Origin of the sequence: Trinickia violacea (genome assembly GCF_005280735.1) — a bacterium.
In the GTDB taxonomy this organism is placed as follows: domain Bacteria; phylum Pseudomonadota; class Gammaproteobacteria; order Burkholderiales; family Burkholderiaceae; genus Trinickia_A; species Trinickia_A violacea.
The window spans coordinates 30849-44532 of the sequence record NZ_CP040079.1 but is presented as its reverse complement, the minus strand read 5'-3'; the positions used below and the strand labels follow the sequence as shown (position 1 = coordinate 44532).

The window sequence follows — 13684 nt, the reverse complement described above, 5'->3', positions numbered from 1 at the left end:
GAAGTCCGTCCTGAACAATTCGTTTTCGTCGCCGACGGCGTCATGCTGCCGAGAGCGCAGTCATGCCGCAATTGAGCAAGGCGACGAGAATCAGGGCATAGAAAAGCCGCAGCCTTCTAAGGATCATGCGCAGATTGTGGCCCGCGCCGCACAGCACGGCGTGAATCGCATCACCGAGCGCGCCTTTGAGCCAGTTCCGATCGAGTTTGCCGTCCGCCTTCATGTGGCCGATGGCGGGCTCGATCGCGCTTCGTCTTCGGATCATCGCACGCAGCCCACGCGTGATACCGCGCCGCAATCCCGGGTGGTAGATCTTCACGCCGTCGACGGTGATACCTTTGTAGCCGCGGTCGACGATAGCGATTTGCGGCTTCACGTCGCTCAAGATTGCCGCCTGCTCCAACGCCTCGGCCAGCGTATGGCCGTCGTACGGATTACCCGGCATCGAGCGAGCCCAGACCACAAGCCCCTTCTTGTGGGTCGTCGTGATCGACACTTTCACGCCGAACTCATACGGCTTGCGTGCCTTACCCATGGCCAGGCACTCGACCTCCGGCGCGTGCAGAGCGTAAAGCTTGTTCTTGTCTTTCGGCTTTTGCGACAGGATGCGCCTGGTGCGACCAATCAAGTTCTGCAAGGCGGTGCGACTGCCATCGCTGACCGAGTCGAGCTGGCGTTCGACGTCGCGCATGACTCGGCCAACAGGCGAGCGCAACGTGCGCAGCGCCTTCCTCATTCGTTTGTATTGCTTAGCGTGCGCGTAGCGGCCGATTTGGCTGGCCAGGCGCGGGGCCTCGCGGTTGTAGTTCTGCCGCAACTGCAGGCCGTGGCGAGCAGCAGCCCTCACCAGATGTGCGCGGCACCGCTCGAGCAAGCGCGAATCGATTGGATGGGCCATCGCCTTTTCCATGACTGTCGTGTCGACAATCACGCGTTTCACGCTTGAGGCTTTGATCACACCCGCGCGCTTGGCGGCCTCGATCGTCTCAGCCAGCAATTCTTCAACGCTGGCTTCGCCCAAGCGCTTTCTCGAACGCGTCAGGCTCGACGGATCGATCGGCGGCTCGGTCTGCAAGTACGTTTCACCTGTGAAGACCTGCCAATACGGGTTCTCCACCCCTTGCCAGACAACCTCCTCATCGGACAAGTCGAACGCATGCTGGAGATACAGAAGCCCGGCGATCAGCCTAGGTGAGGTGGCCGGACGTCCCCTGCGTGAGACGAAGCTCTCGCTCATCGATGCGTCCAACCGATCCCAGTTGATCAGATCGGCCAAACTGACCAACGGATGCTTCAAGTTGATCTGTTCGCGCAACGATTGCCGGAAGAAATCTCCCTCCGCCACAGGCGTCTTCGGACCCATCCGCACCTCGTCAAAAAATGCAGGATTTGCCCATTAATATGCCTGCTTCCTGCAATTCCCTCAATACGGATCAGCCCGCAAAGCCTTGTCCCATAAGGCTTCAAGGATTGTTCAGGCTCGACCATTTAGCCTGGACTCGACAAGAACTGACAAAGTAACTTCCGATGACGGGACTGGAGTTCGCGTTCACGGGCTTGGCAGAGGATGAGGCCGACCGCTCATGGCCGGCAATACCTCTCACAACTTCCGGCGAGCCTCGGCCGCGCTACTGCGTGAGGCGATCGCCTTGTCATCCGGAGCGCCTTGAGCGTGCTTCCCCGATTTTGGCGCCGACCATAAGCCTCAAAATACGCGCTCTACTTTCAGGTCGGAGCAAACTGCCCGCGATGGTGGTTCGGACGCGATCACATTGTCGTGCGAGAAGTTAGTTGATCGGTCCAGCTGCGTGCTGTCTTCGCTTGAACTGCAACCTCACGGCTTTCTTGTGCTCTGTTGGCGCCGCTACTCCGCGAGCAATCGCTTGAAATTCAACCGCGATTTCGGGGTATTTCTCCGTTAGCCACCCCGAGACTGCGTCGCTGGTGAGCAGACTTGAGATATAGGTCGCGGACACCGTCAGATGAAGATGGTCAATTCCATACTGCTCATCCGTCTGTGTGGCGTTGGATTGAAGCGTTGCCAGCTCCTTCTCGAGCTTGGCAAGCTGAGTCGCGAGATCGTCTTCTGACTTGTGCGTGGTGGCAGACTGAGGTTTCAAAAGGTTTTCGGGCGTCGCCGCACGTATGGCCTTGGCGAATGCCGACGAAAAGTTGCCCTGGCCGCACATCAATTCCGCCGCTTCCAGTTGCCGAATCGGCTTCATCAGTTTGATGGCCGTGAAAGTCGTGCCAGGACAGTTTTTGTCCGCCAACAGTGCGGCTGCCTCGGGGCAAATGCCGTCGATCAGGCCAGCGCGTCGCTTGATCGACGGCGGCTCCTCGGACCGCGGGAAGTGAAGCAGCGGATGAACTGAAGGCTAGACGGGTAGAAGAGGTTGTGGTCGCGATAGGGGGTGGCGTTTTGGATAAGCGCGCGAGGACGATCGCGTGGTCGATGGAGGCACCTGATCGCATATTGCAAGGACACCTCTGGCTTGCACCCTACTCCCGTCGTAGCCACACTACGCGCTTTCTCGCCCGTCTCCAAAGCCAGACGACAAAAGCGACGCTCACGATTAGGATGCCCGCATTCTGAAGCGCTGCAACGAAATGGCTTTTTTCAAATTGGGATAGGAAACCGTTGAGATTGCCTAAAGCTATGCAAAAGAAAACTAGCGCGAGGAACTGTTCGCTGCCGTTCATGCCTGTTTTGCGTGTTGCCCCGCAACCGACACAGACGCGTGCTCCCGGATTGATGACAGTTCGGCAGTGACCGCAGAGTTCTGACATATAATCCTCGCCCAAAAAAAGTAGCCAGTTTTTTTACGATGCCAGCGTACACCGCCGCGATTGGACCGTCATCAATTGACAAGTTTATTAAGCGCAATTGATAAATATCCCGTCAAGCATAATACGGAGCCTTGCGAAACAGGGTTTAGCGCGTGGAGCCAAGGTGCGCGAATCAAACGTAATTTTTGCGCGCCAGACAGAATGTGAACTTTCGTCGCGATCCATTGCGCTGACATCAAGCCAAAAGGATGACAGCAACCAACGGGGGCCGTCAAAAACGTATCATTGGCGTGGGTCACCGCGCCTGGGTGCACTTATTATGAGGAAGTGATTTTAGAGACTTGCTAGACGGAACACGGTCAACTTTGTCAGCAGCGGTATTATTTTAATGAAATCACTGCCCGGGCGATCGCGTAAAGTAGATCTCAAGCCAATCGGACTTCGCGCACATGCGAGTCGCTTTCGCGCAGGCGGTGGAAAAACCACCTTCCTAGATAGCGCTCACCACTCTGAAACCCAGATCATTTATCTAACATTTCGTGTGATTGCCCCGTCATCTACACTCGCAGTTGTCAGTTGTTCATCTTTTCACGGCTCCAACTGTTAAACACGATGCTATTCTCGCGCGATCGTCACCATGAGAGGCCGTGCCATGAGCATTCACTTTGAACATTCGATTCTTGTTCCCCAATCTCCGGATGACGTTTTTGCGACACTGGATGACTTTTCCGCGACTCCGAAGTGGCTGGAGCGCTGCACTGGCATCGAAAAATTGGAGCCCGGACCCAATTCGGAAGGTCAGGCGTTACGCTATTCGTATCTTGAGCACGGGCGGGCCGGCGTGATGGAGGGCCGCATTTCCGTTCGCGAACCGGGGAGGAGGCTGAGCATGATCTACGTCGACAAGATGATGCAGGTGACCGTGGATTTCCGCATGGCGCTGCACAATGACGGCACAGAACTCACTCACGCGGTCACGATTGAGCCTAAGACCTTCTTCGCGCGACTGTTTTCGCCCATGTTGCGCCGCCAACTACCCAAACAAACTGTCGGCGCGATGGAAAAGTTGCGCGGCTACCTGGCGTCCATAAGCATGAAGGCTTAAGTGCGGAAACCTAGGTTGTGCAATACCGAAATACATCTTCAGGGTTGCGGATTCAAGAATCGTCGCACGCACTTTTTCATCAGCGCTGCACTGAATCAAGTGCGTGACATCTGCACTACCTACATATGAGCAAGGCTGAAGCGGCGGCTGTATGAAGTGCCCCATGCAAGCCGCCATATCACCGCAGCAAAAATGATTTCCCGCCTAGTTCATCCGCTGCCACACTGAAATAGGCACGTCTCCATTCGGTCGTGGCGCTACCCGGTAACTGAGCTGTCCGTCTTTAAGCTCGTAGCTTCGCTTGTCCGTGGCTCCTTCTAAATTTGGAAAGGAAGCGTTTTGAATGTGAAACGTCAACGTTCCGCCATCGAGGTCGACACTGACCGTGCCAAAGTGCGTACTGGAACCCAAGCTTGCGGCTTTGTATTCCTCTGGCGTACCTTTGCTCCTGTCGCCCGAAGCGAATTTAGGGCGCTCCGCCTTGAAGACTTGTACAGAATAGTGCCCCTGTGCGTCGATGATCAGTAGCCCCTTGGGCGCGGCGCCGTAATCGCTCGCCCGAGAGCCGTCCGGGTGCTGGACATCTGCAGCTACCAACGTCCACGTCCCGACCAGCGAACGGAGAACGGGTTCTCCATCGGCATGAGCCAACATCGCAAATAGCGTGCACACGGAAAAGGCACTGCCGACGATGCAGTGCTTAACAACCTTCTGGATATTCATACGGTCGATTGCTCCAAAAATTGGCCCGAAAGCCTACGGTTATCAAAGCCCAAACGAGGCAAGCGTGGTCAACCAGTAACCATCAACCACCGTTGCCAACGATGGTCAAAGAATTCGGGAGAAACAAAGAGTACGTAGTTGTTTTTGATCGTCCACTATCCTTAGCCGCTCGTGCATCTATCGGTGCAAGCGGCTTCGTACCATCCACGCTGGCCGGGTGCATCACTGTCCCGACTTGGGCTGGAGCAGGTTGATCGTCTAGAAACGCTGACACGCGCGCAAATAGGCATCGCTCGCCTCAACCCACGGGCGGTGCCCACTGTGTCATCGCCCGCAGGTCTCGGACAACCTAGTTGAATGCACCGATGGTCGGCGGAACAACCCTGGATTGGCCAAAATAATCCGTCGCCACTTGGCTCAACGACACACCTGCCTGTTTACACAGAGAGGTTGACTGCAGGACGTAATCTGTTGCAGCAAGCGCGCCAGCATTGACGAATTGCGGATCGGCGACGACATCACCTACCCCGGAAAAAGCCCCTGCGCTGCCACCAAACCAGTTGTTGTGCAAGAAAGTGGCGCCACTATTGCTTCCGGCAACAAGCGTTCTATTGTCCACCGGGGCCTCATAAACAATGTTATTGGCATATGTATTACCGCTGTGACCCGAGGAGGGATCGATATATATTTCATTTACATTTGCACTCGCAAATGTATTGTTGGCAATTACACTGCTTTGAATTCCACCACCGCTTCCGTAGTTTCCATAGAACAATCCAAATGACCCGTTAATTGCAACATTGTTAGTTATTTTCAGGTTTGACAATGGCTCGGACTGGGAATATGTTTCTCGCGCCAGCTGGATTGATGAAGCCTGAGATCCATTTCTAAAAAATCCTGAATTGCCGGTATTGTAGATTGAATTGGCATTGACCGTCGCATTGCTGGCATTATCCAAATATATTTCTACACTGAAGTTATCGTAAACGGTATTATTCAAAATTGCCACACCCACCGAGAGAAAGGTGCCAATTCCTTCACCATAGTTATTATAGGATGTATTCTCTTCAATGACCGAATTGTTATCCCATGAAACCGAAATTCCCTGCCCCAAGTAGAACTGGTACGCGACTGATTTTGCAAAACATTATTGTAGTATTTCCCGCAATTATGTTGTCGTGCGAATTTCCGATATTTATCCAATTGGTTGATACAATGCCGTCGCCGTACGAACCGTGCACGATATTATTGCTGATCGTCACATGGTGGGTGTTGTAGGCAATAATTCCAGATTTAGTCGCACCTTGTACATTCAATCCATTTACGACAACATAGGCACCATCCACTTCAATATTGTCGGTATTAGTCGAATTTTTTGATCCATCGACGATGACCTTCTCACCGCTATCGGCATATAGACGAATGGGGCACTGGCCGTGCCGCTGGAACGTATCTGGACCGCCTCATAGTAGGTGCCGGCGCGCACGATAATATCGGTACCTGGTTTGGCAAGAGCGACAGCATGTCCAATTGTTTGAAAAGGCGCACTTAACGTTCCTGGATTTCCATCGGATCCAGTTGGTGAAACGTAATAAGTGGTTGTGGCTGTCGAGGATGACACCACCAAGGATGCCAACTTATCCGTCCATTGATAAGTCGTTGACCAATCCGAACTGAAAAGGCCTGCAGAAATACTAAATATCCCACTAGATACAGGCGTATACCTGAAAGAAATAGGCACCTTCGCACCTGATTGGAAGTTCAAGCTTGAAATATCTTTTTCAAAAACGACCTTCCCACTGGCATCGCGAATTTGCACGACTGCATTACCGTCTTTCAGTGGAAATGATGTCGCAATCACTCCGGAAATTCTAGTAGGCTGGACATCACCTACTGTTGACGGCACTGCATTAAACGAGAAATTAACTGTTTGAGCAGCAAGCCCGCTCGTTTGCGTTATAAAAATTATGAATAAAACAAGGAGTGCTTGTGAAAATCTATATATTGGGCGCAGCATATTATGCTCCTTTGGTAACTCCGGCTAAGAGTGGCTAACACAACGTGGACATCAAGCCATGGGCCCCATAACCTGGGGGCATGGCAAGACGAAAAATCAGCAACGACCTGTGGGCGACGCTGGCGCCGTTGATTCCGGCATTTACGCCTTCACCCAAAGGCGGTCGTCGGCGCACAATCGACGACCGCGCAGTATTGAACGGGATCCTGTATGTCCTGCAAACGGGCATTGCATGGGAAGACCTGCCGCAGGAGCTTGGTTTCGGCAGCGGCATAACATGCTGGCGACGACTACGGGATTGGCAGGCCGCAGGTGTGTGGGAACAACTGCATCTGGCAATGCCTCGCCGGTTGCGTGAACATCACGGGCCGCGCCCTCATCCACCGAGACGAAAGACCCCTGCATCCGCACCATGTCTTCCTCCCAATGACCCGTATCGGTATTGTTGAAGTGCTCTGTGGCAACAATCCTTCACCAAACGCGCGAACCCCTGGTATGCCAGGATTTCCCCGGGGCGAGCCCGCTTGAACGGTATGAAATCAATCCGCGCGTCAGCCCCTAGCTCCTGCTGGAGACGAGCGGCAAGCCGTGCTCCCCGCTCGTTATGTCGATTTCGGTCTTCTTCAGACTTGAACCCCGAACCCGGCGGATAGTCGTCGGAAAACGTTTGTAGGTCGTGCCCGCAGCGCCCGACGAGACCTGGTACGCGAGCGCGCCCGCGTTCGCAAAGCTGGCCGGCGTGCCACCCGGGCCGGTGATGAACTGCGGCGCGCCCATCGTGAGCACCAGGTTCGGTGCGTTCGTAAGCGAAAGCCCATTGACAGCGGATCCATTCGGATTGCTGATGATTACGAAAGCTGGTGACCCGAACACCTCGAGCGGACCCGCGGGCGTCGAGGGTGCAGTCGAGGTAACCTGGTTGAGAATCATGGTGGCCGTGCGGCCCTTGAGATTCGGGTTCGCGCCGAGTGTGCCGCCCGCAGCGGTGTGCCTGAAACTAGGCTGTTGTTCAGCACAAGGCCTGAACCATCCACGTTGAACTCGCTGTACTGGTTCGTACTGGTCCCGTTAGCGTTCGGCATGGCAATATTGACCGCTGCAACCCCGGTGCTGGTTTGCGTGATGGTCGGCTGGAACGGGACCGAGTCGCGCGGATCGACAATGGGCGCGGCGTGCGCGGTCTGATCGACCAGCAGCACTGCAGGTGCGAAATACATCACCCCCGTCATGAGCGGCCGTCACGCGAAACCACAAGGGTCTGACGACCGGCGTGCATCGGCAGACCGGTACGAAGCACCGTCCGTCGATGGCAGCAACGCTTCGTTGTGCCAGGCACCTGGTCAACTTTGAATCCAGCCGGTTCCTCATCTAACCCCGTACCCGTTGTTGTTCCCTGCGTCTGCCGGGTGCAGGCGCAGTCCTCATGAAGGAGCGATTCTATGGACCGGATCGAAACCGTGCTGTCAACTTTTGTGACGCAGCGAAGCGGGCACCGGAGACGACACGCCTGTGCAGTTGCCCCAAGCTCTACGACCTTCGCAGGCCCGGCTGCCGGCTTCGAGCCGAAAGCATGAACCGGATCTGCCATTCACCTCCTTTCCGGCGCGGTGCGCTGTCGTCAACAACTCATACCGCGAACATGCCTTATTGATGCGGTTGCATCGGATCTCGAGAACGGCCCGATACCATCTCTCATGACCACATCTCCCCCAGTCGACTGCCTGGCAACGGCGACTGCTGCGCAGAGTGAACAAACCGGCTCAGCTTGTCCAATGCGTCGACATAGCAGTACTTCGGCACGCTGCCCACAACCTCATCGCAGCGCTGCAGCACGTGTTCAATCAACGGCAACTGCTCCTCCGCCAGACGCCAGTCACGCCCCTCGCCCGCAGCAGCCCGTATGCTCGCGTCCAGCGTCGTCTCCACCTCCAGAAACAACGCCAGTTCGGTTTCCGAATGATTCCCTTCGAGCAGATAGAACGTCATGTAGAGAGCCCGCAGCAGTGCGACCATTGCATCGGATGTGCCATGTCCGCTACGCATCGTGGCGAGCGCCAGGTGATTTTCGAGCGAGATGTCTCGCACGACGCTCGTCTGCAAAGGCAGGAGCATTTCCTTCGTGCGCCGCGGGCGCGATGGGCCTTTTTTCGCCATGCCGATTCGCCACCTCGTTCATTGTTGAATCGTCGCGCCCTTAAGCAGGTCGGCCGAAAACTGTGCCGCTGCCTTCTCGAGCGCTAGCGCCTGCAACTGTTGGCGAATTGTCCCTTGCGCCTGATCGAATGGCGGCACCTGCGTCGGCCGTTTCGCGTCGACCTTCACGATCGCGCGTGGGCCGTTCGTGTCGCTGCCGAGCGCGATCGATTGCGGCAACACGCCACCCACCGGTAATTGTGTAATCGCCTGCGCTACCGCGAGCGGCAAGCCTTGCGTCTTGCCCTCCGTCATCGGCGTCTTGAAACTCACCCACGGCAGTTCGCCGCCGCTTGCTTTGCTCGGCGCGGTGCTGTACTGGCGCGCAAGCGCATCGAAGGCCGTGCCAGACTTTAATGCGGCAAGCACAGTGTTCGCGGTCGCCTCATCCGGCACGACGATGATGCGCGGCTTGTATTCTTCCTTGCCCAGCGACGCGACAATGTCGTCATAGCGCGCCTTCACCTGGGCGTCTGTCACCTGCGCGGGGTGAATGCTGTCCTTCAAGTACAGCTGCGTTTCGGCATTGACCTTCGCCGCGTTCATCGCCTCTTGGACTTCCGGCTTTGTGCCGTATTGCCCCTTCTCCGCGTTCTGGCGGAACAGTTCGCGCACAATAAGCTGCTGCTTGAGATTCTGGCGAAGCTGTGGGGTGTCGGATTGGTGACTAGCCTGCACCGCCGCATCGAGCTGCGCTTGAGGAATTGCGACGCCGTTGACGACAGCGACCACGCCGAAAGGCAACGCCACCACCGGGCCAGACGCACTATCGCCGGCGGCATGGACGATATGGGGGACGAGCGTGGCGAGCACAACCGAGGCAAAGGCGCTCACGCACAGCGCACGGATAAAGGTCGAGTTGCGAAACATAAATACTCCTGTCAGTAATTCCAGTTCAAGGTAGCCAGCACGAGGGTGGCCCGAGGGCCCAGTGCTGCAGGTTGCGTCAGCTCCCGGCCAACCGTGGCTTCGGTCGACAACAGTTGCTTGTGCCATTGCCACTGCGCGCGCAAGCCGGCGCCGATCCCGGCTAGTGTCGGGAAGCCCGGCACGGCAATGAGGTCTGCCTTGCCGGCATCGAGAAACATGTACGGCTCGAGGTGGCCGTCTTTCCAGGCCGGCGCATTGACCCATGCAATCTCGTTGCGCGAATACACGCCCCGGTCACCAGCCAGCACGCCCGAGCGAAAGCCCCGTACGGTATCCATGCCACCCAGGAACAGCTGCTCCGTGCCGTACAGCGCCACGTTCGTGTATTGGGCACCGAGCACGCCGCGATACGCGAGCGCTGCCGGCCCAAGCTTGGGCAGCGGCACCGTGAAGCTTGCCGTCGCATCCACTTTGGTGAACTGGCTGTGCGCATCGTCTCGGGTCGTGCCCGGCGCATCGTGGTCTGCTTCGAGCCACGGTAGGCCTTGAGAGACGCCCGCATCGAGCGTCACATTGCCTGGCGCGTCGTTCAGCACAAACTTGTGCAGCCAATTGCCGCCGATGCGCAACACCGCGATGTGCTCGGGATTCAGGTCGATGTCGTTGACCTCGCGGTCGGTGCGCCGCCACGAAAGCGTCGCGTCGAAACTGGTGAGGTCCGCCTGCGTGCGGCTTAGCTGATAGTTCCAGCCGAAGATATGGCTGAGCGTGCGGCCGTATTCGAGCGCCGTGGTACCGATGACTTCCTGGTATTCCGAGTCCGACAGCGTGTAGCTGAACGTGCTGCGGCCGTACGGCACGGCAATCGAGCCCACCAGCGCATTGCTCTCGAGGCTGTCGATGAAATCCAGGCTGATAGCCTCCTGCAAGCCCAGCAGGTTGTCCGCTTCGACGCCCGCCCGATAGCGCGTCACGCCCGTAGCCGAGCTGCCGTAGTTGTCGACGCCCAGGTTGTAGTACAGCCGGTCGCCCGGTGGGTCGCTGATGACCACCACCGAATCGCCCGGGCTCTGGCCTGGCAGAATCTGCACTTCGGCTTGATTGCGACGCAGGCGGTTAATTTGTGCGACACCCTGGTCGATATCGGACAGCCGCAAGGGATCGCCAGGCGAGACAGGAAACACGTTCTCGTAGCCAGCGTCGGTCAGCCAGCCACCGCCGGCCGATGGCTCGCCTGCTTTGAGGCGATGGATCGGCTGGCCGTTCACGATGAATTCCGTGATGTGACCGAGCTGGATCGTGACGGTTAAGGTGCCGGACGCCAGGTTCTGCGGTCCGAGCAACGCGCGTGTCGTCACGAAGCCCGCGCCAACAAAGATGTCAGTGAGCCGTTTCAGGAGCACGTTGATCCGGTGCGAGCCGAGGTCGTGAGCATCGAATGGCGCGATAGTCGCGTTGAGCTTTATCTGCGAGACGCCACCTTGCGGCTGGAACGGCTTGCCGTCCGGCGTCTGCAGCACAATCCGCTGCACCGGAAAGGTCGGCCCAGTTTCGACGATGGCGTCAACCGGTGTGCCCGCAGGGATCTCGAGCGTCGTCTCCGACGACGGCGGGACAACCGTCACGGACGCCGGCGGCTGGCTCAGTTGCCGCTGGCGCGCCTGGTCGCGCTGCTGGTCAATCAGCTGCTGCGCCGGGTCCTGAAGCGGACGCGGCGGCGCCGTCTGCGCATGGACCTGCGAATGGATCGCCACCGTCATCAACACGATCAGCAGAGCCCAGGCAACCGTCCACACGAACTCCTTGAGCATCCTGCGCATCAAAACCACCACCATGTCGTCAGGCCCAGGTGCTGGCCAATCTGTACCGGCGTGGTATGGGGCGCGCGCACCGTCGTGATGCCGCCCGTGGCCGACACCCCGGTGCCGCCGCTGAAATAGCCGCCATCAATGACGCCGTCTCCGGTCAGTGTGACCAACCCGTCCGCCGTGAAGCCGCCGCCGATATCAAACGCGATAATCTGCGCCCACGTGCTGCCGAAGAACGCTTTGAAGCCATGGTCCTGGTTGATGGCCGAATAGCCGGTGACGCCCTGGGCGTAGGTCACCGGTGCGGTGACGTGGAGATTGCCCTGTGCAAAGACGTTGCCGCCGATGTCGCTCGCGGTGGTGCTCGCGGTAATCGCGATATTCGCGCCCGACTGGATGGTGCCGCCATACGGCGTCACGTTGCTGGTGGCGCTCGCGTGGCAGAAAATCCAGCAGCTTTCCGTATAGCTCGCCTGCCCTGACATCACCGCCGCATTCGTGAACGCATCGTGTGCGGTAATGGCGATATCAGCGTTGTTGGACTGGATGATGCCGCCCGCATTCGTGACGTTGCGCCCGGTGATGGTCACCGGCCCACCAGTCGAGGCAATATAGGCGAGCTGGTTCGGTTCGCCGACGGTGCCGTAGTCAACGTTGTAGCCGCTCGTCGAATGCGTGAAGAATAGAAAGCTGCCTCTGGTGTCCGAGTACGCAACCGGCGCTCCGCCGTTCGTGCCGCCCGTATGATCGATGGTGTTCTGCACGTCGCCCTGGGCGGAGAGCGTCACCGCGCCGTTCGCCAGAATGCGCGCATTGTCGTTAGTGATATTGCCCTGCGCCGTGAGGGAGCTTGTGCCATTGGCCGAGAAGATGATGCCGAGGTTCGCCGGACTCGAGTCGTTGGCAATGCTGCCGTTTGCCGTCAGGGTGACATTGCCGCCCGTCAACGAGCCGTTCGAGGCGACCGAACCCGCCTGAATAAGGCTGCCCGTATTCGAAATGTCACCACTGCTCGTGAGGTTCACGGAGCCGGCCTGCGCGCTCACCGTCGACGGTTCGGTTGCGTCGTCAGCAAGGGCAATCCGGCCCGCGTTGACCGTGACGTCGTTACCGGCCAAGGCCTGCGCGCCCCGCAGTGAAAACGTGCCAGTTGTCGTGATGGAAATGTCGTGCGCGGCCGTTATGGAACTGTTCGCCACGCTGACGTCGCCATTCGTCGACACCACGACGTCACCCGAGTTCGCGTAAAGCGGGCCAAGGCTGCGCACGCCGGCGCCCTGGTCGGTGACAATCAGTTGCACACGGCCAGCGGTCAGGCCCCCTGCTGCCGTGATGTCTACTGCCATGCCCGCACGCGTCGCGCCAGGCGACGTAGTGCGGATGAGCCAGTCGTGGCCGTTGTCAGACGGGGAAAAGCCCGTGTCGTAGGTGTTGGTACTGCTGCCGACAATGGCACGGATACCACTGGTCGAACTCGTATAGCTGTTCGTTACCGGGCCGTTCACGGCCAATTGCTTTGCGATGAGGTCGAGGTTGACGAGCGTTCCTGAAAGACCGCCTGGCCCAATCCTGATACCGCCCTGGTTCGTAGTCAGCACGACGTTGCGCTGCGTGACGCCGGGAGCGAGCGTTAGGTCGTCGAAGCTGACTTGGCCCGTCGAGAGCACCACGTGTCCAGTGTTCTGGAAGCTGCCCCCGTCGACTGTGATGCCGTTCGGATTCGCGAGGATCACGTTCGCGCGTGGCCCCAGCACATTGATGGCGCCTTGTATCAGTGATGGGTTGGTGCTCGTGACCTGGTTGACGATCGTGCGCGCGTTGATGCCGACGTTGTTCAAATCCGCGCCAGCCGCCGACACGTTGAAGGACGAATAGGTGTTGTGCGAGACGCCGCCGAACGCGGGCGCGATGTTGACGATCTGGTGGCCGTTGGCAGCGGTCGAGACCGAGGTGGCCGTACCGCCATCAGGGACGACTCCAGTCGCGTGGACGGTCGCTGTCGAAAAGGCCAGGCCGAGCCACAGACAGAACCGCACGCGCCGATTCCGAATGGCCTTCGCGCGCCTCCCGCGCGCATCTATTCTAAGTATCATGAGAGTCGAATCTTGACCTTTTACGACAACCACCGAAAATCCGCTTGCTCAGCTTAAATGGCGGCAACCAAGCTCGGCGTAACAG

The 13684-nt window shown here is 57.9% G+C and carries 12 protein-coding genes and 2 pseudogenes; 2 read left to right on the top strand and 12 right to left on the bottom strand.

Annotation, left to right across the window (positions count from 1 at the left end):
- Window positions 1-40 precede the first annotated feature (40 nt).
- Window positions 41-1363 (bottom strand): IS5 family transposase, encoded by a 1323-nt coding sequence (locus FAZ95_RS38850; RefSeq protein WP_137337853.1) that lies wholly within the window; start codon window positions 1361-1363, stop codon window positions 41-43.
- Window positions 1364-1787: 424 nt separating this feature from the next.
- Window positions 1788-2327, bottom strand: coding sequence for a plasmid partitioning protein RepB C-terminal domain-containing protein (locus FAZ95_RS38845; protein WP_302674771.1), 540 nt, complete (start codon window positions 2325-2327; stop codon window positions 1788-1790).
- 1115 nt (window positions 2328-3442) lie between these two features.
- Here FAZ95_RS38845 and FAZ95_RS38840 point away from each other — a divergent pair.
- A complete protein-coding gene (locus FAZ95_RS38840) occupies window positions 3443-3895 on the top strand; it encodes an SRPBCC family protein (protein ID WP_137337851.1) in 453 nt (150 codons plus the stop codon).
- A gap of 204 nt (window positions 3896-4099) precedes the next feature.
- Here the strand turns inward: FAZ95_RS38840 and FAZ95_RS38835 are convergent, their stop codons facing one another.
- From FAZ95_RS38835 to FAZ95_RS38820, 3 genes are all read right to left on the bottom strand, one after another.
- On the bottom strand, window positions 4100-4618 hold the full coding sequence (locus FAZ95_RS38835) for a lipocalin-like domain-containing protein (protein ID WP_137337850.1): 519 nt from the start codon (window positions 4616-4618) through the stop codon (window positions 4100-4102).
- Window positions 4619-4967: 349 nt separating this feature from the next.
- Complete coding sequence (locus FAZ95_RS38830; RefSeq protein ID WP_137337849.1) at window positions 4968-5732, bottom strand: right-handed parallel beta-helix repeat-containing protein; 765 nt, start codon at window positions 5730-5732, stop codon at window positions 4968-4970.
- Window positions 5733-5939: 207 nt separating this feature from the next.
- A complete protein-coding gene (locus tag FAZ95_RS38820) occupies window positions 5940-6635 on the bottom strand; it encodes a DUF1565 domain-containing protein (protein ID WP_137337848.1) in 696 nt (231 codons plus the stop codon).
- Window positions 6636-6715: 80 nt separating this feature from the next.
- On the opposite strand from FAZ95_RS38820, the pseudogene FAZ95_RS38815 reads away from it, so the two are divergent.
- A pseudogene (locus FAZ95_RS38815) lies at window positions 6716-6997 on the top strand (transposase); the annotation flags it as partial.
- A 14-nt stretch (window positions 6998-7011) separates the two neighbouring features.
- Here FAZ95_RS38815 and FAZ95_RS41035 read toward each other — a convergent pair.
- The 7 genes and pseudogenes from FAZ95_RS41035 to FAZ95_RS38785 form a co-directional block, all read right to left on the bottom strand.
- A complete protein-coding gene (locus FAZ95_RS41035; protein ID WP_496543837.1) occupies window positions 7012-7464 on the bottom strand; it encodes an immunity protein CdiI family protein in 453 nt (150 codons plus the stop codon).
- Window positions 7452-7565: pseudogene (locus FAZ95_RS41030) on the bottom strand (hypothetical protein); the annotation flags it as partial. The gene FAZ95_RS41035 and the pseudogene FAZ95_RS41030, both read right to left, overlap by 13 nt.
- On the bottom strand, window positions 7562-7864 hold the full coding sequence (locus FAZ95_RS38805; protein ID WP_137337846.1) for a filamentous hemagglutinin N-terminal domain-containing protein: 303 nt from the start codon (window positions 7862-7864) through the stop codon (window positions 7562-7564). The gene FAZ95_RS38805 and the pseudogene FAZ95_RS41030, both read right to left, overlap by 4 nt.
- Before the next feature lie 463 nt (window positions 7865-8327).
- The gene (locus FAZ95_RS38800) at window positions 8328-8789 is read right to left on the bottom strand and encodes a hypothetical protein (RefSeq protein WP_254700425.1); all 462 of its coding nucleotides are present in this window, start codon (window positions 8787-8789) and stop codon (window positions 8328-8330) included.
- 18 nt (window positions 8790-8807) lie between these two features.
- Window positions 8808-9698, bottom strand: coding sequence for a peptidylprolyl isomerase (locus FAZ95_RS38795; protein ID WP_137337845.1), 891 nt, complete (start codon window positions 9696-9698; stop codon window positions 8808-8810).
- Between the two features lie 11 nt (window positions 9699-9709).
- Complete coding sequence (locus tag FAZ95_RS38790) at window positions 9710-11518, bottom strand: ShlB/FhaC/HecB family hemolysin secretion/activation protein (protein WP_254700424.1); 1809 nt, start codon at window positions 11516-11518, stop codon at window positions 9710-9712.
- Window positions 11518-13599, bottom strand: a complete 2082-nt coding sequence (locus tag FAZ95_RS38785; RefSeq protein ID WP_137337844.1) for a two-partner secretion domain-containing protein — start codon at window positions 13597-13599, stop codon at window positions 11518-11520. The genes FAZ95_RS38790 and FAZ95_RS38785 overlap by 1 nt, the downstream gene beginning before the upstream one ends.
- Window positions 13600-13684: the final 85 nt, after the last annotated feature.

Bases quoted from the DNA above. Each gene is read 5' to 3' on its own strand.
- FAZ95_RS38840 (WP_137337851.1), top strand. From the start codon at position 3,443: ATGAGCATTCACTTTGAACATTCGATTCTTGTTCCCCAATCTCCGGAT.
- FAZ95_RS38820 (WP_137337848.1), bottom strand. From the start codon at position 6,635: ATGCTGCGCCCAATATATAGATTTTCACAAGCACTCCTTGTTTTATTC.
- FAZ95_RS38785 (WP_137337844.1), bottom strand. From the start codon at position 13,599: ATGATACTTAGAATAGATGCGCGCGGGAGGCGCGCGAAGGCCATTCGG.
- FAZ95_RS38800 (WP_254700425.1), bottom strand. From the start codon at position 8,789: ATGGCGAAAAAAGGCCCATCGCGCCCGCGGCGCACGAAGGAAATGCTC.
- FAZ95_RS38795 (WP_137337845.1), bottom strand. From the start codon at position 9,698: ATGTTTCGCAACTCGACCTTTATCCGTGCGCTGTGCGTGAGCGCCTTT.
- FAZ95_RS38805 (WP_137337846.1), bottom strand. From the start codon at position 7,864: ATGACGGGGGTGATGTATTTCGCACCTGCAGTGCTGCTGGTCGATCAG.
- FAZ95_RS38850 (WP_137337853.1), bottom strand. From the start codon at position 1,363: ATGGGTCCGAAGACGCCTGTGGCGGAGGGAGATTTCTTCCGGCAATCG.
- FAZ95_RS38835 (WP_137337850.1), bottom strand. From the start codon at position 4,618: ATGAATATCCAGAAGGTTGTTAAGCACTGCATCGTCGGCAGTGCCTTT.
- FAZ95_RS38790 (WP_254700424.1), bottom strand. From the start codon at position 11,518: ATGCGCAGGATGCTCAAGGAGTTCGTGTGGACGGTTGCCTGGGCTCTG.